This is a genomic window from Flavobacterium facile, from assembly GCF_036321945.1.
In the GTDB taxonomy this organism is placed as follows: domain Bacteria; phylum Bacteroidota; class Bacteroidia; order Flavobacteriales; family Flavobacteriaceae; genus Flavobacterium; species Flavobacterium facile.
In genome coordinates this window covers 428745-450446 of the sequence record NZ_JAZAYT010000034.1, presented here as the reverse complement: position 1 = coordinate 450446, position 21702 = coordinate 428745, and the positions used below count along the sequence as shown (strand labels likewise).

Here is a 21702-nt window from a genome sequence, read left to right as displayed (position 1 = left end):
GATGAAAGCAACAGTTTTAAAAAACCCACCTGAAGGACACGAAAATAGATTTTCAGGAAATTACGAAGACGAAAAAATCCCAATTACCAAAAAAGCAGTTTCCGAATTATATAACGGAAAATCAAATTCTTTTTTTATAGATGGAAATTGGATAGAAATCGGGGAAGAATTTACTAAAAAACCTAAAGTTCCAGAAGAAATTTCACGCATGAAGTTTAAGATTCAAATTCGTAGAAGCACTATTTATTCGTATGATATTATTTTAGAATACTTGAAAAATTTAGCTTTAAATAAAACTTTTTCGCAAGATGATAAAGATGAACTCATAGATCGTTTAGAAGATGCCGTAAGCTTCAATCGATACCATAAAGACTTCATTAATCTTGCCAACATGTTAGGCGTTTCTGATGCAATCAAAGACGAAATTTTTGTAGAAGGAAATAAAATTGAATAATTATGGGAATATTACTTTACATCATCGCCACTATCTTATGGATAATTTTAACGCCAATTAATTGGGTAATAGTTTCGTTTAAACACGGTTTAAGTAACTCTTATTTTAAAGAAACTGCAATTGATATTGATAAGTTTGGCAATAGAAACTTTCGAACGTTTTTAAACGCCACTATGGTAAAAGTGAAAAAAGAATACTGGTCTTACGATAGAATAATTGAAATAGAACCGTACAAATTCGGAAATGTAAACGAAACAATTAGCAGCGCATTAGGAAAAAACCAACGTAATAACACGCTAAGTCGACTTGGAAAAATTATTGTTTTTATCCTGGACAAATTCGATAAAGAGCATTGTAAAAATAGTATCGTAGAGATATAACTTCAATGGAGTATGAAGTAAAAAATCCTCCAGCATTAAAAAAAGCTTCTCACACCTTTTTAAACAAACGAGCCAACGGCTACTGGAGGACAAAGTCTTCTAGTTGTCGTTGGCTTTTTTTGTTATAGGTGTGAGAAGTGCAAATATAGTCATCAAAAATTAATAATCAATCATCAATCAAAAAATCGAATGGAATTAAAAAAGAAAATTTTTACATCGGCACCTTTGCCGTTTATGGGCAAAAACGAAAATTCTTAAAACAATTTAAGCCAGCATTAGAAAATTATTCAAATACAGCTACTTATGTAGATTTGTTTGGCGGAAGCGGCTTGTTAAGTCATACCGTAAAATCACATTATCCAAATGCAAAAGTAATTTATAATGACTATGATAATTTTAGTTTAAGACTTAAAAACGTAGATAAGACTAATCAACTTATTGCGGATATTAGAGTTATTCTGAAAGATTATCCAAAAGACCAACGAATTATTGGCGACAAAAGAGATCAGGTATTTAAAAGGGTGGAGCAAGAAGAAAAAAGCGGCTATGTTGATTATATTACATTATCCAGTTCGATACTTTTTAGTATGAAATATGTTCTTTCATTTGAACAATTACAAAAAGAAACTTTATACAATACGGTTAGACAATCTAACTATGATGTTGACGGATATTTAGACGGATTAGTAATTGTAACTGAATGCTACAAAGAATTATTTACAAAATACAAGGACACTGAAAATGTTATTTTTTTAGTTGACCCACCGTATTTGTCAACCGATGTGAGTACTTATAAGAATTGTTGGAAGCTTCGTGATTATTTAGATGTTTTGGAAGTTCTGAATGGCACAAAATACTTTTATTTCACATCAAACAAGTCATCAATTATTGAGCTATGCGAATGGATTGAAACTAAAACACCAATGTCAAATCCATTTACAGGAGCATCAACGCAAACAATGAATGCGACTGTTACATATCAGTCAAGTTACACTGATATAATGCTTTACAAATATGAATAAGTACCATCAAATATTATCGAAAATTATTGATAAAGGCAAAGTCCAAACCAATAAAAAAGGATCAATAACGTATTTACTAAACCAAACTTTAGAATTAAAGCCAATTGACTTACTGGAGTTGTTTGAGGGACACTCTGTTGCTAAAAAGAAGCTAAAAGATGAATTAGTATTGTTTATGGCTGGTGAACGCTCTACAGAGGCGTATAGGAATATCGGTGTGAGTTGGTGGGATTATTGCGGTCCAATATTAGTAAATAGTTATCCAACCTATTTTGAGCAATTACCTAAGTTGATTGAAAAAATCAATAAAGAAAAGCGTACATCTAAGAATTATGTATTATTTCTGGGTTCTAACAACACAGAAAGCAATCAACAGCCTTGCCTTAGTTTGATTCAGTTCCAAATAGAAAAAGGTAAACTTATTGTTAGCGCATATCAGCGCTCAAGTGATGCGAGTTTAGGTTTGCCTTCAGATATTTATCATTTGTACTTGATAAGTAAGCAAATCGGTATACAATTGAAGTCGATTACATTGTTTTTAGGTAATGTGCACATCTATGACAACAATATAGACAACACAAAGGAGTTATTGAGTGGTGAGGTGGTTAAATTCAATTTAAACGTTGGTTAATTAGCATTTAAAAAGGCATCACGATTATGTGATGCCTTTGTGTTATATTTGTCTGGAAATCGCACAATTCGTTTTATACTTTTGTACAATTCGTTTTTGCGATTATATTGAATCCGATTTTGTGTCTTGAGCTTTTACTGTATTGGATAATAAAAAAGCTAAGAATGCGGCAGATATGATACGTTTTTTCATTTCTTTAAAATATTAATTGCAACCACAACCACCACCAGTTTTTCCACCATTGGCACCAGAACTTGCTTCGCGATACAACATAAATGTGTTTTCGAATTTCTCCGATTTTCTCGCAGCTAATTCCATATCAGAATCGTTAATTTTCGATTTCTGATATTCTTTTACTTCTGAACAACTGGCTAAAGTTATTAAAGCAAATACAAATACTAATTTCTTACTCATTTAGGTAATATTTATGTTTTTTGAACTATATGTTTTATCGTAATCATCGATAATTATGCAGCCAATATTCGGAATTTGATTGATAAAATTTAAACCGACTTCAATTCCCATTACGGTTACTGGTGTGGCTAATGCATCAGCAATTTCTGCATTTTCTGCTATTATGGTCACGCTTTTAATTCCAGAAATAGGATAACCTGTTTTCGGATCTATGGTGTGAGAATATTTTTTTCCGTCAATTAGTACAAATTTTTCGTAGTTTCCTGAAGTCGCTACCGAAGTATTTGTAATATTAAATGTAGAAAATACACTTTCTTTTTTATTTGGATCTGCAATTCCGATGGTCCAAGCTTCTCCGTTTTCTTGATAACCCCAAGCGGTTAAATCTCCGGCAGCATTTACTATTCCGCTTTCAATTCCATTTTGTTGCAATATTTTTTTGGCACATTCTGCAGCGTAGCCTTTTCCGATTCCACCAAAACCAATACGCATTCCTTTGTTTTTTAGAAATACGGTTTTGTCTTTTTCATTGAGAATGATGTTTTCGTAATTGATTAGTTCAACTGCTTTTTTGGCTACATTTTTATCTGGTAAAGACGTCATGTTTAAGTCGAAATTCCAGAATTTTTTATCGATACTTCCGTAGCTGATATCAAATGCGCCTTGTGTCATTTTCGAAATCATTTGGCACCGAAAAATTAAATCAAAAACTTCTTTTGGAACAACTACGGGTTGAATTCCTGCATTTTCATTAATTTGAAATGTAATACTATCTGTTGAGAAAGTAGTAAGTAGCTTTTCGATTCTGCTGATTTCGGCTACTGCTAAATCAATTGTGGCATTGGCGAAATCTTCATCGTTGGCCAAAATAGAAATCTCAAACCGATTTCCCATCAATTTTAGATTCTTTTTGTAACGCATTATTTTTTCAATTTACCAATAAATTCTTCAACTGTTTCTTTGGGATATTCTTCCCATTTTTTAATGACATTTCCTTCAGCATCTAATAATAATATTAAAGGAAAAATGCCTTTTGAATTGTATTTGTCTGCTAACGTTTCGTTTTCTTTTTCTACTTCTTTCGCTAATTTGTTTTTAGAAAGTCTAGGAAAATCGGCGTTATAAATTACTAAATTTTCTGTTGCAAAAGTTTGAAATTCAGGAGTGTTGACAATAAATTTTTTAAATTTCACACAAGGTGCACACCAATCCGAACCAGAGAAATAAAGTAAAACATTTTTATTTTCCGTTTTGGCGGTTTCTAATTTTTGTATAAAAGTTCCTGTTTGTTGCGCAAACCCAATATTTACTAACAAAAGTACTATGGCGATTAATTTTTTCATCTGTAATTGTTTATGTAAACGTAACGAAAAAAAATAGGTAATATTGTAACATTTGTTACAACTTAAGCAGTTTATAATTAGTCTAAGTTTTAATATTATTCAAAACTTTCAATCAAAAGTAAATTTCCTTTTTCATGAGTGATAGTAACGATTCCATCTTCGGTAACATGGTTACTACTTCCTGTTCTATAACCTAATTCTAAGCTTCCGTTTTGTAATGGATAAAAAAGATTTTCTGTTGTAATTCCTTCCACTTTTCCCAAAGGAATCAGTGAAATAATTGCATCTTTTGGATACCATTTTTTGAAGGAATTAGATAGTAAAAAGACTTTAGAATGGTCATCTAACAAAACAATTTTTAAATCATTTCGGTAAGATGCTAAAGTGGATAAGTTGTTTAAGGTATGATCAGCACGTTTGCCAGTTGCCCAAACTACATTTACAGCTTTATGACCTTTTTCTATTAAAAAATCGAAGGCTTTTTGTAAATCGGTTTTATTTTGATCTGGTGTGTGAACAATTTCAATAGGATAATGGTTTTCTTTGTAATAATGAGCATCAAAATCTCTGTCAAAATCTCCTAATAAAACATCTACTTTTATGCCTAATTCAATCACCCGTTCAATGGCAGAATCTAATACAATTACATAAGGTGACCATTCTAAAAGTTGTCCTAACAATTCGTTATTGCATTCTAAACCATTCGCAATTATTAAAGCAGGTTCTTGATCGTCGCGAACAATGTGGTGTGAAGACATGTTTTTTTGTTTAAGGTTTCAAGTTTCAAGTTTTCTTAGCTGGAAACTTTAATACTGATTTCAAAGTTATAGTTTTTTATTGACTTTAGGAGTTTGACTCAAAAAAAGAAACACAGATTTAAGAAATTATAAAAAATTAATATAATTTCCTAAATCTGTGTTGAAAACAAATGTTGCTTATGTTATTGAATTACGTAGTTTCTTACATCTACTTCAGATAATCTGAAATACCCTAACGGATAATCAACTGCATTAGTTTGATTGATGATATTTCCTTTTACGGTTGCTGGTGGTGTGCTGAAAGGGCCGTTACTTAATCCACCAGAAATGCCAATTAAGATATTCATATAATTGTGATAACGTTCTGAAATACCGTGTAACGTGAAATTAATGTTTTGTCCAACTTCTAAATCTTCATCGATAATTAAAGAAAACATTTCGTTTCCATTGGTAAATTCATCATTAAAAACGCCTAAAAGAGGAAAAGGTCTGAATGGTACTTTATATTCTTCCATATAGAAATTTTCTTCGGCTCCGTTATCTTGAAAATTATATTTTAATTCGATTTCATTGCCTGTAAAACCTCCTAAATCCTGTTCAATTGATATAATCGTTGGAACTGGATATAATTTATCAGTAGAAGTATAGTTTTGTCCTTTATAACTAACAGAAAGTGTATACACTTCATTTATAACTGGGTTGAAATTGGTGCATTTGTAATTTCCAGTTGCTCCATCTTCGATAAAAGAATAAATAATAGCATTCGAATCGGTGATAGTAACGATTGCGCCATTGGCAGCTGGAACGGTGTTGTTAAAATAATCGCCAGTAGTAGTTAAACGAATGGTCTGATCATTTCCTGTAGTGCCTTTTTCCCATTTAATAGAAGCGTCAATAACTAGTTTTGGTTCACTTTTGTTTAAATTTACATCAACCACTTCTTCGCATGAAACAGTGATGATACTTAGAAATAAGATGAAATATATTGATAGTTTTTTCATGGTCTTAAAATTTAAAATTATAGGTAACACTTGGTACCATTCCGAAAATGGATAATTTCACGGCTTCGTTCAATCCTGTATCTTGGTTTTGTCGGAAGTTGATGGAAGCTGCATTTTTTCTTCCATATAAATTGTACACAGAGAAAACCCATTCACCTTGCCATTTTCTACCTTTGTTTTTGGTTGGATTTAAAGTGGCTGAAACATCAATACGATGATATGCGGGTAAATTATCTTGATTTCTATTTCCATAAACAGGAACATTTATACCTTGATATTGATATTGCGCCGTTGGAAAAGTTACAGGTTGCCCTGTTTGATAAGTGAAAATACTTCCAAAACTCCATTTTTTATTGAGTTTGTAACTTCCAGTTACGTAGATATTATGGGTTTTATCCCAACCTGTTTTGTACCAATCTCCATTGTTTATTCCGGTTTCAATTGGTGTTCTACCTTCTGTTAATTGTTCTGAACGAGACAGTGTGTAGGAAATCCAACCTGAAAGTTTACCCACGTTTTTCTTTATCATTACTTCTAAACCATAAGCGCGAGTTTTTCCTGGAAGTAATACTTGTTCGATGGCTTCATTGGCAATTAAATCGGCGCCATCAATATAATCTAATCGGTTTTTTACGGTTTTGTAAAACGATTCGACTTCTAAAGTATAATCGCCATCTTTGAAGTTTTTAAAATAACCAACGGCAAATTGATCTAAAATTTGAGGTTTTAAGAAGTTATCACTTGGAGTCCAAATGTCTAATGGAGTTGGCGACTGCGTATTCGAAATCAAATGTAAATACTGACTCATTCTGTTATAACTCGCTTTAACAGATTGCTTATCGTTAATTGTGTATGCTACAGCAACTCGAGGTTCTAAGTTATCAAAACTTGCGATTGTTTTGTTTTTACCATAATATCTGGTGTCAATTGGTGTTGCTTTTTCGTAAATGCCTAAATCGGCATCATAAGTTACGGGTTGATTGTTGGCGTAAATGTTTACAGTTTCTTCGCCTAATCGATAAAACATACTGTATCTTAATCCGTAATTAATAGAAAGTTTATCGGTTAATTTTTGTTCTGCATCGATGTAAAAAGCAGGTTCGAAAGCGTGTTTCTTGGCTAATTGTTTTTCGTTAATTCCAGAATCTGAATCTATAGGTTCAATTCTTCCGGGATTGAAATCGTAATAAATGGCATTGGCACCATAAAATAATTTGAAATTATCTGATAAATAATGTTTGAAATCGTATTTGAAATTATAGTTTTTAATGCCACTTTCCCAATTGAAACCGATGAAATCTAATGTCAATCCGTAATAATAATCACTATAAATGAAGGAAGCATTTGAGAATAGTTTATTATTAAATAAGTGATTCCAACGCACGTTTAAAACGGAATTTCCATACGTATTTATGAATTGTTTGTTCAAACTAAAAACATCTCTACCGAAATATCCTGAGACAAATAAATTATTATTTTCGTTTAGTTTGTAATTGATTTTGGTGTTTAAATCGTAAAAATAAGCAGTGTTGTCATTGTCGGCAAGTTTCAAAAATAAGTGCGCATAACTACTTCTTCCAGCCACTAAAAAAGAACCTTTGTCTTTCACAATCGGACCTTCAGCTAAAATTCTACTAGAAATTAATCCGATTCCACCTGTCATTCCGAATTTTTTACTATTTCCTTCTTTCTGATAAATGTCTAAAACAGAAGCGACTCTTCCACCAAATCGCGCTGGAATTCCACCTTTGTATAATTTTAAATCTTTAATTGCATCGGCATTAAAAACAGAGAAAAATCCAAATAAATGCGAAGAATTATAAATGGTAGCTTCGTCTAATAAAATTAAATTTTGATCGGCAGCACCACCACGAACGTTAAATCCTGATTGTCCTTCACCAGCATTTGTTACACCAGGTAAAGTTAAAATAGATTTTATGACATCTACTTCACCTAAAATAGCTGGCATGGATTTTATTTGTGCGATGGTTAGCTTGTTGACGCTCATTTCTGGTTTGTCAATTTGTAGTTTTTTCGAATTTCCAACGACTACAACTTGTTCAATTTCGTTGTTTTTTTCGGTTAAAATTAAGTCTTTTTTGGTGTTAGTTTCTAAATTAATCGTTTCAGAGAATCCAGCATAATTTAAAGAATTAATTTGAATGGTGTATTCACCTTTTGGAAGAGAAATAGAATAAAATCCGTATTCATTGGTTAATGAAGTTCGATTTATGGTGCTGTTTTCAAATGAAATGGTAACTCCAATTAATGTTTCGTTAGATTTTTGATCTTTTACAATTCCGCTAAGTGTAACTTTTTCTTGTGAAAAAGCAGTTGTGATAAATAAGGAGAATAGGAGTATAAGAAAGCTGATTTTTTTCATCGTAAATAGTTTCAGAATTTGACGCAAATTTCGCAATAATGTTACGAAACATATGTTAAGTTGTAGTTAATAAAAAAGGCGATGTAAAATTAATTCACATCGCCTTGAAATATTTAATCAAACAAAATTTACATTTTATTTATAATGGCATTTAAAGTTGCGCTTGGTCGCATTGCTGCGTTTAACAAGTCTTCATTTGGTTGGTAATACCCGCCAATTTCTTGTGGTTTACCTTGTGCGTCAATTAATTCTGCGTCAATTTTTGCTTCATTTGCTGTCATTTCTGCAGCAATAGGAGTGAAGTATGCTTTTAATTCTGCGTTTTTATCTTGAGCAGCTAAAGCTTGAGCCCAATATAAAGCGATATAAAAGTGTGAACCTCTATTGTCTAATTGTCCAATTTTACGAGCTGGAGATTTGTCATTCGCTAAGAATTTTTCTGTAGCTTGATCTAAAGTATCAGATAAAACTAATGCTTTTTCGTTATTTAAAGTTTGACCTAAATGTTCTAAAGAAACACCTAAAGCTAAAATTTCACCTAATGAATCCCAGCGTAAATAACCTTCTTCCACAAATTGATCCACGTGTTTTGGAGCTGAGCCACCAGCACCAGTTTCGAACAATCCACCACCATTCATTAATGGAACAATTGAAAGCATTTTTGCAGAAGTTCCTAATTCTAAAATTGGGAATAAATCTGTTAAATAATCACGTAAAACGTTTCCTGAAACAGAAATGGTATCTTTTCCTTCTCTAATTCTTTTTAACGTTTCTGTCATCGCGTCTTTAACATCTAAAATTCTGATGTCTAAGCCAGTTGTATCGTAATTTTTTAAGTATTTCTCAACTTTTTTGATAATTTCTCTATCGTGAGCTCTGTCTTTATCTAACCAAAATAATGCTGGAGTATCAGATAAACGTGCTCTATTAACCGCTAATTTTACCCAATCTTGAATAGGTGCGTCTTTAGTTTGGCACATTCTGAAAATATCGCCAGCTTCTACTTTTTGAGAAAGTAAAGTTGCTCCGTTTTCATTCTCCACTTTAACAATTCCAGCTGCAGACAATTGGAACGTTTTGTCGTGCGAACCATATTCTTCTGCTTTTTGAGCCATTAAACCAACATTTGGTACAGAACCCATAGTTCTTGGGTCTAAAGCACCATTTTTTTTCATGTCGTCAATAACTGCTGTGTAAAAACCTGCATACGAACGATCTGGAATCATGGTAATGGTATCTTCTTCTTTTCCTTCTGTATTCCACATTTTTCCACCACTTCTTGCTAAGGCAGCCATTGAGGCGTCAACAATAATATCAGACGAAACGTGGAAATTAGTAATTCCTTTATCAGAATTTACCATTGCTACTTTTGGTCCTTTGGCTAGTGCAGTTGCTAAATCTTGTTTGATGGCTTCTTCTTCAGAAATTCCAGAAATTTTGTTGTATAAATCTTGTAAACCACTATTTGGATGAATGTCTAAAGATTTGAATAAGTTTGCATATTTAGTGTAAACATCTTCAAAATAGGTTTCAACAATAGCTCCAAAAATAATTGGATCAGAAATTTTCATCATCGTTGCTTTCAAATGTGCAGAAAGCATCACGTTTTTTTCTTTTGCGTAAGCAATTGTTTTTTTTGTATATTCTTTTAAAGCTCTTAAATTCATTACTGAACTATCGATAACTTCACCAGCTTTTAAATTTGAAAAATCTTTTAAAACAGTTGTTGAACCATCATTTCCTTCAAAAACAATTCTGAATTTCGAATCATTTTCTACGGTAGTTGAAGTTTCAGTTCCATAAAAATCACCTTCATTCATGTGTGCGACTTCTGTTTTAGAATCGGCACTCCAAGTTCCCATTGAATGTGGGTTTTGTTTCGCGTAATTCTTAACGGCTTTTGGAGCACGTCTGTCAGAGTTTCCTTCACGTAAAACCGGATTTACAGCAGAACCTAAAACTTTAGCATATTTGGTTTTGATTTCTTTCTCGGTATCGTTTTGAGGATCTTCTGGGAAATTTGGAATAGCAAAACCATGTGCTTGTAATTCTGCGATAGCGTCTTTTAATTGAGGAATAGAAGCAGAAACGTTTGGTAATTTGATGATGTTTGCTTCTGGTGTTGTAGCTAATTGACCAAGTTCGGCTAAATTGTCTGCTACTTTTTGATTGTCTTTTAAATATTCTGGAAAGTTAGATAAAATTCTTCCTGCTAAAGAAATATCTCTGGTTTCCACTTCAATATTTGCTGTCTTTGTAAAAGCTTTAATTATTGGTAAAAACGAGTGAGTTGCCAACATTGGTGCTTCATCCGTAATGGTATAAAAAATTTTTGACATGATTTATGTAGTTTGTTTGTTTCTAAAATTTTAGGTTAGCAAATATAAGAAATTCGAAGACTAAATTAAACACTAAAATACAATTAACGTTACATTTTCGAATTTGATAATTTAAGTTCGAAAAAATACAGAATTGATAATTTTGATATACGAAAAATAGGGATAAAAAAAAATCCCGACAGAATCGGGATTTTTTATAAGTACAAATAAAAAGATTAACCTCTTCTTTCTTTGATTTTTGCTTTTTTACCAGTAAGTTCTCTAAAGTAGTAAATTCTAGCTCTACGTACTTTACCTTTTTGGTTCATTTCAATTTTTTGTAAAGCTGGCATGTTAACTGGGAAGATACGCTCTACACCAATTGCTCCAGACATTTTACGAATTGTAAACGTTTCAGTAGAAGAAGATCCTCTTTTTTGAATTACAACTCCTTTAAAAAACTGAGTTCTTGTTTTTTCACCCTCTTTAATTTCGTAGTACACAGTAATTGTGTCTCCAGCGCTAAAGTTAGGAAAGTCTTTTTTTGATACCATTTCGTTTTGAACGAAATCCATTAAATTTGACATAATAATATGTATAAATCATTAATTTTAAGTAACATACGCGTCTTTCGCCAGAGGTTAGTTAAAGTGGATGCAAAAGTAATACTATTTTTTATTTCTTCAAAACATTTCTCAAGCAAAATGCTTTGAAGCGTTAATTTTATTGTAAAGTTGTAAAAACTTCCAACTTCTAACTTCTAACTTCTAATCTTTTAAATTATATTTGCCCATTAAAATAGTATAATGAAATTCGATTTATTAAAAACTGATGCTCAAAGCCAAGCCAGAGCAGGACTTATAACTACAGATCACGGTGTAATTGAAACACCAATTTTTATGCCAGTTGGTACAGTTGCTTCTGTAAAAGGTGTTCACCAACGCGAATTAAAAAACGATATTAATCCAGATGTTATTTTAGGAAATACCTATCATTTATATTTAAGACCAAAATTAGACGTTTTAGAAAAAGCGGGAGGTTTACATAAATTTATGAATTGGGATAGAAATATTTTAACCGATTCTGGTGGATACCAAGTTTATTCTTTGTCTGGACGAAGAAAAATAAAAGAAGAAGGTGTGAAGTTTAAATCGCATTTAGATGGTTCTTATCACTTTTTTTCTCCAGAAAACGTAATGGAAACGCAACGTACAATTGGTGCCGATATTATTATGGCTTTTGATGAATGTACGCCATATCCTTGCGATTATAGATATGCACAACGTTCTATGCACATGACACATCGTTGGTTAGACAGATGTATCAATCATTTAGATACGTTGCCTTTTAAATACGATTATTCTCAAGCCTTTTTTCCTATTGTTCAAGGAAGTACGTATAAAGATTTGCGTCAACAATCCGCTGAATTTATTGCAAGTAGAAATCAAGTTGGAAATGCAATTGGCGGACTTTCAGTTGGGGAACCAGCAGAAGAAATGTATGCCATGACAGAAGTAGTAACGGCTATTTTACCAAAAGATAAACCACGTTATTTAATGGGAGTGGGTACACCAGCTAATATTTTAGAGAATATTGCGTTAGGTATTGATATGTTCGATTGTGTAATGCCAACTCGTAACGCAAGAAACGGAATGTTGTTTACTTCTGAAGGATTTATCAATATCAAAAACAAAAAGTGGGAAGAAGATTTTTCTCCAATTGATACCATGGCACACACATATGTAGATACGGATTATTCAAAAGCTTATTTACGTCACTTGTTTATTGCTAACGAATTTTTAGGAAAACAAATTGCTACGATTCATAATCTTGGTTTCTATATGTGGTTGGTTCGTGAAGCAAGACGACAAATCTTAGCTGGAACTTTCAGAGAATGGAAAGAAAAAATGGTAAAACAAGTAACAACGAGATTATAAAATTTTGTTTAAAAGGTTAGTGTTTAAAAGTTTAAAAGGGATTGTGTAAACAATCTGAATTAATTTCAAAACAAGAAACACCAAAAAAATAATATGAAAAAAATAGATTGGTACATATTTAAAAGATACTTGATCACATTTACAGCGATGTTGTTTATGTTTATTCCTATTGGAATTATTATTGACGTGTCGGAAAAAATCAATCGTATGATTGAAAATAAAGTCGCTTTTAAAGATGTTTTGGTTTACTATTACGGATTTACCATTTATTTTGCCAATTTATTATTTCCTATTTTCCTGTTTTTATCCATCATTTGGTTTACTTCAAAACTGGCCAATAACAGTGAAATTATTGCGATTTTAAGTTCTGGAATTTCGTTTACACGATTTTTACGACCTTATCTTATCGGTGCAACTTTAGTTTCTTTCGTAACTTTATTAATGGGTTTCTTCATACTTCCAGATGCCAGCGAAAAATACTGGGATTTTAGGTATACGTATCTTAAAAAGAATGTAGAAACTAGGCAGACTTCCGATATTTTCAGACAAGTTACGCCAAATGAATATATGTATGTAAGTAGTTATAATGTGTTGTCAAAAACGGGTTTCGATTTTATTTACGAAAAATTTAATGGCAATAAATTAGAGTATAAATTATACGCCAATCGTGTAAAATATAATGAGAAAACAAAAGATTATTCTTTGTTTAATTATGTAAAAAGAACAGTTGGTAAGAACGGTGATGTTATTGAAAAACAAGAAAAAATAACCAGAAAATTTGAATTTGAGCCAGACGATTTAACGCCTACGGTTTATGTAGCTGAAACCATGAATATTTTCGATTTAGTTAAATTTATCGATAAAGAAAGAGCAAAAGGAAGTTCTAATTTAGATGTGTACTTAGTGGTTTTATATAAGAAATTTAGTATTCCAGCTTCAGCATTCATATTAACAATTATTGCTGTGGCGGTTTCTGCAATGAAACGACGTGGTGGAATGGGAGTCAACTTAGCTATTGGTATTTTGGTAGCTTTTTCTTTTGTGTTTTTTGATAAAATTTTTGGAACATTAGCAGAAAGTTCAAGTATTCCTCCAATAGTTGCTGTATGGTTTCCAAACTTTATTTTCGGAATATTAGCTTTTTACTTATTAAGAAATGCCAGACGTTAATTTAAAACATAACTTACATCTTCATTTAATTGTATTTATTTGGGGATTTACAGCTGTCTTAGGTAAGCTAATTTCATTAGATGCTTTGCCATTAGTTTGGTGGCGCATGTCGTTAGCGGTTTTACTAATTTTAGGCTACATTTATTATAAAAAAACAAGTTTCAAATTATCCAAAAAAGACATTGTTTTATTACTGATTTCAGGTCTAATAATTGCACTGCATTGGATTACGTTTTTTAAAGCCATTAAAGTTTCTAATATATCCATTACATTAGCTTGCTTGTCCACAGGAGCTTTTTTTACTTCCATTTTAGAACCTATTTTTTACAAAAGAAAAATGGTTTGGTATGAAATCGTTTTTGGATTAGTGGTTCTTATAGGTTTATATTTTGTAATAGAATCATCCGAACCCAACTTCATTCAAAAAAGTTTTAGTGATAATATGTCGGGCACCATGCAAGGTGTGCTTTTAGCCTTAACTTCTGCTTTTTTATCCGCTAGTTTTTCTATCATTAACGGGAAATTTGCGCAAAGAATTGATGCTACAATTGTTTCGTTTTACGAATTGTTTGGTGGTGTGTTATTTTTAAGTGCATTTCTATTGTTTAGCGGACAATTCACTACAGAATTTTTCACCATAACAGCTTCAGATTTAATGTGGTTGTTTGTTTTAGCTTCTATTTGTACAGCATATGCATTTATTGCTTCAGTTGCAGTAATGAAGTTCATTTCGCCTTACACAGTAATGCTTACTATAAATTTAGAACCTGTATACGGAATCGCTTTAGCCGTCTTAATTTTCGAGAAAAACGAACAAATGAGTTTCTCCTTTTATATAGGTGCAGCAATTATTCTTATCACGGTGATTTTGAATGGATTAATACGAAATAACAAAAAAAATAATTAGATAAGGGTTCAAAAATTATTCAAATAATTTTTAAATAGTATCTTTGTCATTACAAACAAATTAAACAAAACTAACTTTTATGGAATATTTAGATTTTGAATTGCCAATAAAAGAGCTGGAAGATCAAATGGAAAAATGCGTTGTTTTAGGGCAAGAATCCGATGTTGATGTTTCTGCAACTTGTAAACAACTAGAAGAAAAATTAGAACAAACTAAAAAAGATATATACAAAAATCTTACGGCTTGGCAAAGGGTACAAATGTCTCGTCATCCAAACAGACCTTATACCTTAGAATATATTACAAACTTAACTGACGGTACATTTTTAGAATTATTCGGAGACAGAAATTTTAAAGATGACAAAGCCATGGTTGGTGGTTTAGGAAGAATCAACGGTCAGTCGTATATGATTATCGGGCAACAAAAAGGAATCAATACGAAAATGCGTCAATTGCGTAATTTCGGTATGGCGAATCCTGAAGGTTACCGTAAAGCTTTACGTTTAATGAAAATGGCAGAGAAATTCAACCTTCCTGTATTAACATTAATTGACACTCCTGGAGCTTATCCTGGTTTAGAAGCTGAAGAGCGTGGACAAGGAGAAGCGATTGCAAGAAATATTTTTGAAATGGCTCGTTTAAAAACACCAATTATCTCAATCATTATTGGTGAAGGTGCTTCTGGTGGAGCTTTAGGAATTGGAGTAGGTGATAGAGTATTTATGTTAGAAAACACATGGTATTCTGTAATTTCTCCTGAATCTTGTTCTTCTATTTTATGGAGAAGTTGGGAATTTAAAGAACAGGCAGCTGAAGCTTTAAAATTAACGGCTATCGATATGAAAAAGCAAAAGTTAATTGACGATATTATCCCAGAACCTCTTGGAGGTGTGCATCGTGATAAAGAAACGATGTTCAAAACTGTTGAAAAGTACATTACCAAATCATATAAGGAATTAAAAGACTTATCAACAAAAGATTTAGTAGCGCAAAGAATGGATAAATACTGTAATATGGGAGAATTCTCCGATAAATAAGTAAAATATATTATAAAGCGCCTTGTCAATCACAAGGCGTTTTTTTTGACATATCAACAAATAGTAGTAAGTTGTTAACAGTGTTTCATTAACAAGTTAAATTTATTTTTTCTACTAATTACCTTACATTCGCATTATGGAAAAATCGTTAAATATAAACCCTGTTCGAGTAGATAAAACTACTATTATTAATTTAGAAAAAGGAAAATTACCTCCTCAAGCTGTAGATATTGAAGAAGCAGTTTTAGGAGCTATGTTAATTGATATAAAAGCACCAGGTGAAGTAATCGATTTACTAAATCCAGATGTTTTTTATAAAGAAGCGCACAAATATATTTACGAAGCAATTAACCAATTGTTCCATAGCACACCACCACAACCAATCGATTTATTAACTGTTTCTGCACAATTGAAAAGAAATGGTAAATTAGAAATGGCAGGTAGCGATTTTTATTTGATCCAACTTACACAAAAAATTGCCTCTTCGGCACATATTGTTTTCCATGCTCGTATTATTCTTCAGAAATTTATTCAAAGAAGTTTAATTTCTATTTCAAGTAAATTAATTGAAGATTGTTACGATGAAGGAATGGATGTTTTCGATTTATTAGATACAGCCGAAACGAATTTATACGAAATCACTCAAGGAAATCTTAAGAAAGGATACGAAACGGCTCAGAGTTTAGTAAACCAAGCCAAACAACGTATTGAAGAAATATCAAACAAAGAAGGTTTATCCGGAATTCCAACAGGATTTAGAAAATTAGATGATTTAACATCAGGTTGGCAACCCTCCGATTTAATTATTATTGCAGCGCGTCCAGGTATGGGTAAAACCGCTTTCGTATTGTCAATGGCAAGAAATATTGCCGTTACGAATAACGAACCTGTAGCATTATTCTCGTTAGAGATGTCTTCTGTACAGTTAATTACGCGTTTGATTTCGAGTGAAACCGGATTAACATCTGAAAAACTTCGTAAAGGAGATTTAGAACCTCACGAATGGGAACAATTAAACGTAAAAGTTAAAGATTTAGAAAAAGCACCTTTATATATTGACGATACACCCTCATTATCTATTTTCGATTTACGTGCGAAAGCACGTCGTTTGGTTTCACAACACGGAATTAAACTAATTGTAATTGACTATTTGCAATTAATGTCTGCTGGTCAATCTGGAAAAGGTGGTGGAAACAGAGAGCAAGAAATTTCGATGATTTCTCGAAGTTTAAAAGCTTTAGCGAAAGAATTAAGTGTGCCAGTAATTGCACTTTCTCAGTTATCTCGTGCCGTGGAAACTCGTGGATCAAGTAAAAGACCTTTATTATCAGATTTACGTGAATCGGGTGCGATTGAGCAAGATGCTGATATTGTATCGTTCATTTATCGTCCAGAATATTATAAAATTGACAATTGGGATGATGAAGAAGCAGCTCCAACGACTAATCAAGCTGAATTTATTGTAGCTAAACATAGAAATGGTAGTTTAGATAACATTCGTTTAAAATTCTTAGGACAATTTGGTAAGTTTGATAATTTAGATGATTTCGGAATGTCTTATGATGATTCCTTTACTTCTAAAATGAATTTAGATTCACAAACAAACCCATTTGCTACTCCAAATTTACCTTCTCCAAATGATGCTTTTGGTAGCAGTATGAATAGTAATTTTGATGAAAATAGTGATGTTCCGTTTTAATTGAAATTTTTGTTAATTTTTTGATTTTTGTATTAGTTTTTTTATTATTTTTAAGAAATTAACTATAAAAATTTAACAACTATGCCAAATTACATCATCCCTCTAGCCGATGCAGAAGCATGGGCAAAGTCATGGCAAACGAATCCGCCAAAACCATTAGCAAAAGCACATTTAATTCCATTAGATGTTTTAACAGAATTACTTGCCATTCCCGAAGTTGCAAATGTTAGAGCTTATATGGGAGTTGATACAAAAGGTCAACAAAAATTAATGTTTGTTGGAGTAGATGGAAGTGGTAACGATATGACAGATACTATTTATAGTGGCACAAAACCTTGTCCTTCTGATTGTGATATTAATAGTCCTTTATATAATCCTTAAAAATTGAAATTAAAATATTATATACATATTTTATCATTTATTGTAGCGATACTCTATCTTATAGGTTTTAAAAACAAAAGTAAAGCCTATAAGATTTTTTCGCTTTTTCTTATAATTAATGTAAGTTTGAATTTTATAAGCGATAAACTTCATCCTTGGTTTAAAATCTATAACCATTTTTTTATCAACATCATATTTCTCTTTCAATTTGGGTTTTTAAGCCTTTTTTATTCTTATTCTTTTGATAGTAAAAAATGGAGAAATTTAGTTGAAATATTGCTAATTCTTGTAGTTGGATATTTATCAATAAAATATTTAGTATTTCCAGAATCATTTTTTGTTTTTCATTATCAAGATATTTATATAACTGTTTTCCCAATTATAGTATATGGAATAGTATATTTATATAATGAATATGATTATCCACAAGAACTTTATTATGCTAATTTAGGAATTCTTATGTATCTAATTATGAATTTTTTAAATTATATAACTTGGCCATTACATAGTATTTCAATAAATCATACTTATATGATTGAATTTAATAAAACGATGAATAAATCATTGCAAATTCTTGATCCTTTAGGATTTGTATTTTCGTTCTTTCTTTTATATCAGTTGAAAAAACTTAAAACTAAATAATATGGAAGTTAATCAACTAGCAGTAGATCAAATCATCAAAGCATTCTTGTTTATATTATTTGCTTTTTTTAGTGTTTTTTTAACCTTGGTGCTTTTCTTTTATTTTTCTCGTAAGAAAATCGTACAAATAGCTGTTGAGAAAAAGAATCAAGAAATTCATTACCAAAAGGAAATATTGCAATCGGTAATTCAAACGCAGGAAGAAGAACGTATGCGAATTGCTCAAGATTTACACGATGATATCAGTTCTAAATTAAATATCGTTTCTTTAAATACGCATTTGCTAAAAACGCCTAATTTATCTGAAGTAGAATTCACGGAAATTACTAATAATATTATTAATTTAACTAAGAAAGCATTAGAAAATTCTCGTCGAATTGCACACGATTTATTGCCTCCAGTTTTTGAGAAATTTGGATTACATGCTGCGATCGAAGAATTAGTTTTAGAATTTTCAACAGCTAAAAATGTTCAAATTTATTATGAAAATGAATTAGAATTCAGTGCTTTAGATGTCAATAAGCAATTACATGTTTTCAGAATTTTACAAGAATTATTAAATAATTCAATGCGACATGGAAAAGCAACTAGTATTTCAATTACTTTTGTAAGTAAAAACAAACAAAACACTTGTATGTATACTGATAATGGTATTGGTTTTAATGCAAGTTTAGGAAATCAAAAAAGAGGAATCGGAATGCAAAATATAGAAAGTAGAGTCAATTTCTTAGGTGGAAATATAAATGTCCAGTCAGAAATAAGTAAAGGTGTTCAAATTGAATTTAATTTTTAAAAATGAATACTAAAATAAATATAGTTTTAGCAGATGATGAGGTGCTGTTTAGAAAAGGGATTTCGTTTTTATTACAACGTGAACCTAGTTTTAATATCGTTTTCGAAGCTAATGATGGTCAAGAATTGGTAGATTATTTAAAATCCGTGGAAACTTTACCAGATATTGTGATTACCGATTTAAAAATGCCAAATCTTAATGGAGTAGAAACCACAAAAATTTTACATGCAGAATTTCCAGAATTAAAAATTATTGCCTTAACGAGTTATAATACACCATCGTTTATTTCAAACATGATTCAAGTTGGAGCGGTTTCTTACATTGTGAAAAATGCATCACCTGAAGAAGTAGTGCTGACAATAAATGAAGTAGCAAATAAAGGTTTTTATTATAATGATGAAGTTATGAAAGTCATTTATAAAGATATTATTTCTGGAAAACATCCTTCTAAAAGCGATTTTGATACGACACAATTAACCACAAGGGAAATTGAAGTGTTAAAATTAATTTGTAAACAATTTAATGCGGTTGAAATAGCAGAGAAATTAAGCATTAGTCCGAGGACTGCAGAAGGACATAGAAATAATTTATTATTAAAAACACAAACGAAAAATATTGCTGGATTAGTAGTCTACGCTATCCAAAATAATATAATCACTTTAGAGGAAATAGATTTGTAATTTTTTTTGAATTCAGTTCGAACAATTTAAATACATAAAGAATTGTTGAATATAAATTGAATAATCAGGTTTTCCTAAGGACTAGGAGAGGAAAATTATTCGAACTGAATTCAAAAAAAATTTAATTTATAAATAAAAATTTAGCCACTAAAACAGCGTAAATACAAATCGTAATTCCTAGTAAAACTAATCCAATTAGCCTTAAGGTATTGTTGTCTTTTTTCTCAAACATCGGGTAAATATTCATATCATTAATTTTTTACTAAATTATATGGTTTGTATCTTATATTTTAGAGTAAAAATACCTGTTTTTAAAACTAGGTAGAATTACCTGGTTTTGCCTACGTAGAATTACCTATATTTTAACATCTAGTTATTTCATCTTTTCCTTATCTTTGGTTTGTTATTAGTAAATCAACGAATTAGAACTATTTAATGAATTCAAAATTTAAGTTTTTGGCACTAGTCATTTTTATGATTTTCTCTAGTTTTCAAGCAAGGGCTTCCTCTGTGCTACTACCAATGGACAATGAAGGACAACAAAATCATTTAAAAGCCTACGGAATTACCTATTGGGCTTTAGCTAAAAGTTATAAAGTCAACTGGTTATTAAATTATCGTGGTGGTTCTTTTCTATTGCCAGATGGTGATGATATTAGAAAAGAATGTCAAATCCGTGGCGTTTCTTTTGAAGTTTTAACTGATGGCGCAACAGCTGCAATTTTAGAAGAAATAAGTAGTCCATCTCAAAATATGGAAACGGTAGTTTTAGAAAAAGCGCCAAAAATTGCGGTGTATACTCCAAAAGGAAAACAACCATGGGATGATGCCGTTACAATGGTTTTAACGTATGCTGAAATTCCATATACAGAAATTTATGACGAAGAAGTATTGTCAGATCAATTGGTTTTATACGAATGGTTGCACTTACATCATGAAGATTTTACAGGACAATACGGAAAGTTTTTTGGAAATTATAGAAATGCACCTTGGTACATTCAGCAGAAATTAGAAGCTGAAGCTTTAGCTAAAAAGTTAGGTTTCAATAAAGTGTCTGAGGAAAAACGTGCTGTTGCTACAAAAATTAGAGATTATGTAATTGGTGGCGGATTTATGTTTGCCATGTGTTCTGCAACGGATAGTTTTGATATTGCGCTTTCTGCGGAAAGTACTGATATTTGTGAACCCATGTTTGATGGCGATGCAAGTGAACCCAATTATCAAGCTAAAATAGATTATACCAATACGTTTGCTTTCAAAGATTATATTTTGGAAAGGCAACCCATGAAATATGAATTTTCAGATATTGACACTACAGAAGAACACGGAAAAGGAAGTTTTTCAATGGAAGTAGATTATTTTACTTTAATGGATTTTTCTGCAAAATGGGATCCAATTCCAACTATGTTATGCCAAAATCATACGCAAATAGTAAAGGGTTTTATGGGACAAACTACTGCTTTTGCAGCAGATAAAATAAAGTCGAATGTGTTATTAATGGGAGAATGTAAAATAAATGGTGAAGCCAGATACATTCACGGTCAGAAAGGAAAAGGAATGTTTACCTACTACGGCGGTCATGATCCAGAAGATTATCAGCATAGAGTAGGAGACGCACCAACAGTTTTAGATTTGCATCCTAATTCGCCAGGGTATCGTTTGATTTTAAATAATGTTTTGTTTCCAGCAGCTAGAAAGAAAAAATTAAAAACCTAGTTTATAAAAAAATCCCAAATTCAAATTGAATTTGGGA

Annotated in this window: 23 protein-coding genes; 14 read left to right on the top strand and 9 right to left on the bottom strand. The window is 31.4% G+C overall.

Annotated elements, in window-relative coordinates; all coding sequences use genetic code 11:
* Window position 1: 1 nt before the first annotated feature.
* The 4 genes from UEQ13_RS12585 to UEQ13_RS12570 all read left to right on the top strand — a co-directional run bounded on the left by UEQ13_RS12585 (window position 2) and on the right by UEQ13_RS12570 (window position 2487).
* Window positions 2–454 carry a hypothetical protein gene (locus tag UEQ13_RS12585; protein WP_329804634.1) on the top strand — a complete coding sequence of 151 codons (453 nt, stop codon included), beginning with the start codon at window positions 2–4 and terminating at the stop codon, window positions 452–454.
* A 2-nt stretch (window positions 455–456) separates the two neighbouring features.
* Window positions 457–834 carry a hypothetical protein gene (locus UEQ13_RS12580; protein ID WP_329804633.1) on the top strand — a complete coding sequence of 126 codons (378 nt, stop codon included), beginning with the start codon at window positions 457–459 and terminating at the stop codon, window positions 832–834.
* A 311-nt stretch (window positions 835–1145) separates the two neighbouring features.
* Window positions 1146–1856, top strand: coding sequence for a DNA adenine methylase (locus UEQ13_RS12575; protein WP_329804632.1), 711 nt, complete (start codon window positions 1146–1148; stop codon window positions 1854–1856).
* Window positions 1849–2487 carry a thymidylate synthase gene (locus tag UEQ13_RS12570; protein ID WP_329804631.1) on the top strand — a complete coding sequence of 213 codons (639 nt, stop codon included), beginning with the start codon at window positions 1849–1851 and terminating at the stop codon, window positions 2485–2487. Before UEQ13_RS12575 ends, UEQ13_RS12570 begins: the two co-directional genes overlap by 8 nt.
* A 204-nt stretch (window positions 2488–2691) precedes the next feature.
* Here UEQ13_RS12570 and UEQ13_RS12565 read toward each other — a convergent pair whose 3' ends face one another.
* From UEQ13_RS12565 to rplS, 8 genes are all read right to left on the bottom strand, one after another.
* The gene (locus UEQ13_RS12565) at window positions 2692–2901 is read right to left on the bottom strand and encodes a DUF4266 domain-containing protein (protein ID WP_329806688.1); all 210 of its coding nucleotides are present in this window, start codon (window positions 2899–2901) and stop codon (window positions 2692–2694) included.
* Complete coding sequence (locus UEQ13_RS12560) at window positions 2902–3795, bottom strand: FAD:protein FMN transferase (protein ID WP_329806687.1); 894 nt, start codon at window positions 3793–3795, stop codon at window positions 2902–2904. It lies immediately after the preceding gene.
* Between the two features lie 26 nt (window positions 3796–3821).
* Complete coding sequence (locus UEQ13_RS12555) at window positions 3822–4244, bottom strand: thioredoxin family protein (RefSeq protein ID WP_329806686.1); 423 nt, start codon at window positions 4242–4244, stop codon at window positions 3822–3824.
* A gap of 95 nt (window positions 4245–4339) precedes the next feature.
* Complete coding sequence (locus tag UEQ13_RS12550) at window positions 4340–5002, bottom strand: thiamine diphosphokinase (protein ID WP_329806685.1); 663 nt, start codon at window positions 5000–5002, stop codon at window positions 4340–4342.
* 182 nt (window positions 5003–5184) lie between these two features.
* On the bottom strand, window positions 5185–6003 hold the full coding sequence (locus UEQ13_RS12545) for a DUF4249 domain-containing protein (RefSeq protein WP_329806684.1): 819 nt from the start codon (window positions 6001–6003) through the stop codon (window positions 5185–5187).
* A gap of 4 nt (window positions 6004–6007) precedes the next feature.
* Entirely contained in the window at window positions 6008–8386 is a 2379-nt protein-coding gene (locus UEQ13_RS12540; protein WP_329806683.1) for a TonB-dependent receptor, read from the bottom strand.
* 128 nt (window positions 8387–8514) lie between these two features.
* On the bottom strand, window positions 8515–10725 hold the full coding sequence (locus tag UEQ13_RS12535) for an NADP-dependent isocitrate dehydrogenase (RefSeq protein WP_329806682.1): 2211 nt from the start codon (window positions 10723–10725) through the stop codon (window positions 8515–8517).
* 215 nt (window positions 10726–10940) lie between these two features.
* Window positions 10941–11291 (bottom strand): 50S ribosomal protein L19, encoded by a 351-nt coding sequence (rplS, locus tag UEQ13_RS12530; protein WP_166124690.1) that lies wholly within the window; start codon window positions 11289–11291, stop codon window positions 10941–10943.
* Between the two features lie 219 nt (window positions 11292–11510).
* Between rplS and tgt the strand changes: the two genes are divergently transcribed.
* The 9 genes from tgt (at window position 11511) to UEQ13_RS12485 (ending at window position 19949) form a co-directional block, all read left to right on the top strand.
* Window positions 11511–12641 (top strand): tRNA guanosine(34) transglycosylase Tgt, encoded by a 1131-nt coding sequence (tgt, locus tag UEQ13_RS12525; RefSeq protein ID WP_329806681.1) that lies wholly within the window; start codon window positions 11511–11513, stop codon window positions 12639–12641.
* A gap of 93 nt (window positions 12642–12734) precedes the next feature.
* Window positions 12735–13811, top strand: a complete 1077-nt coding sequence (locus UEQ13_RS12520) for an LptF/LptG family permease (RefSeq protein ID WP_329806680.1) — start codon at window positions 12735–12737, stop codon at window positions 13809–13811.
* The gene (locus tag UEQ13_RS12515; protein WP_329806679.1) at window positions 13798–14718 is read left to right on the top strand and encodes a DMT family transporter; all 921 of its coding nucleotides are present in this window, start codon (window positions 13798–13800) and stop codon (window positions 14716–14718) included. The genes UEQ13_RS12520 and UEQ13_RS12515 overlap by 14 nt, the downstream gene beginning before the upstream one ends.
* A gap of 79 nt (window positions 14719–14797) precedes the next feature.
* Complete coding sequence (locus tag UEQ13_RS12510) at window positions 14798–15754, top strand: acetyl-CoA carboxylase carboxyltransferase subunit alpha (RefSeq protein ID WP_166124694.1); 957 nt, start codon at window positions 14798–14800, stop codon at window positions 15752–15754.
* A 136-nt stretch (window positions 15755–15890) separates the two neighbouring features.
* Window positions 15891–17453 carry a replicative DNA helicase gene (gene dnaB, locus UEQ13_RS12505; RefSeq protein ID WP_329806678.1) on the top strand — a complete coding sequence of 521 codons (1563 nt, stop codon included), beginning with the start codon at window positions 15891–15893 and terminating at the stop codon, window positions 17451–17453.
* An 81-nt stretch (window positions 17454–17534) separates the two neighbouring features.
* Window positions 17535–17834, top strand: a complete 300-nt coding sequence (locus UEQ13_RS12500; RefSeq protein ID WP_329806677.1) for a hypothetical protein — start codon at window positions 17535–17537, stop codon at window positions 17832–17834.
* Window positions 17835–18110: 276 nt separating this feature from the next.
* Window positions 18111–18476 carry a hypothetical protein gene (locus UEQ13_RS12495; RefSeq protein ID WP_329806676.1) on the top strand — a complete coding sequence of 122 codons (366 nt, stop codon included), beginning with the start codon at window positions 18111–18113 and terminating at the stop codon, window positions 18474–18476.
* Between the two features lies 1 nt (window position 18477).
* Window positions 18478–19269 (top strand): sensor histidine kinase, encoded by a 792-nt coding sequence (locus UEQ13_RS12490; protein WP_329806675.1) that lies wholly within the window; start codon window positions 18478–18480, stop codon window positions 19267–19269.
* A 2-nt stretch (window positions 19270–19271) separates the two neighbouring features.
* Window positions 19272–19949 carry a response regulator transcription factor gene (locus UEQ13_RS12485; RefSeq protein WP_329806674.1) on the top strand — a complete coding sequence of 226 codons (678 nt, stop codon included), beginning with the start codon at window positions 19272–19274 and terminating at the stop codon, window positions 19947–19949.
* A 121-nt stretch (window positions 19950–20070) separates the two neighbouring features.
* Here the strand turns inward: UEQ13_RS12485 and UEQ13_RS12480 are convergent, their stop codons facing one another.
* Window positions 20071–20196 (bottom strand): hypothetical protein, encoded by a 126-nt coding sequence (locus UEQ13_RS12480; protein ID WP_329806673.1) that lies wholly within the window; start codon window positions 20194–20196, stop codon window positions 20071–20073.
* A 227-nt stretch (window positions 20197–20423) separates the two neighbouring features.
* Between UEQ13_RS12480 and UEQ13_RS12475 the strand changes: the two genes are divergently transcribed.
* Window positions 20424–21665: an asparagine synthetase B gene (locus UEQ13_RS12475; protein WP_329806693.1), complete on the top strand. Its 1242-nt coding sequence runs from the start codon at window positions 20424–20426 to the stop codon at window positions 21663–21665.
* The last annotated feature ends 37 nt before the right edge of the window (window positions 21666–21702 follow it).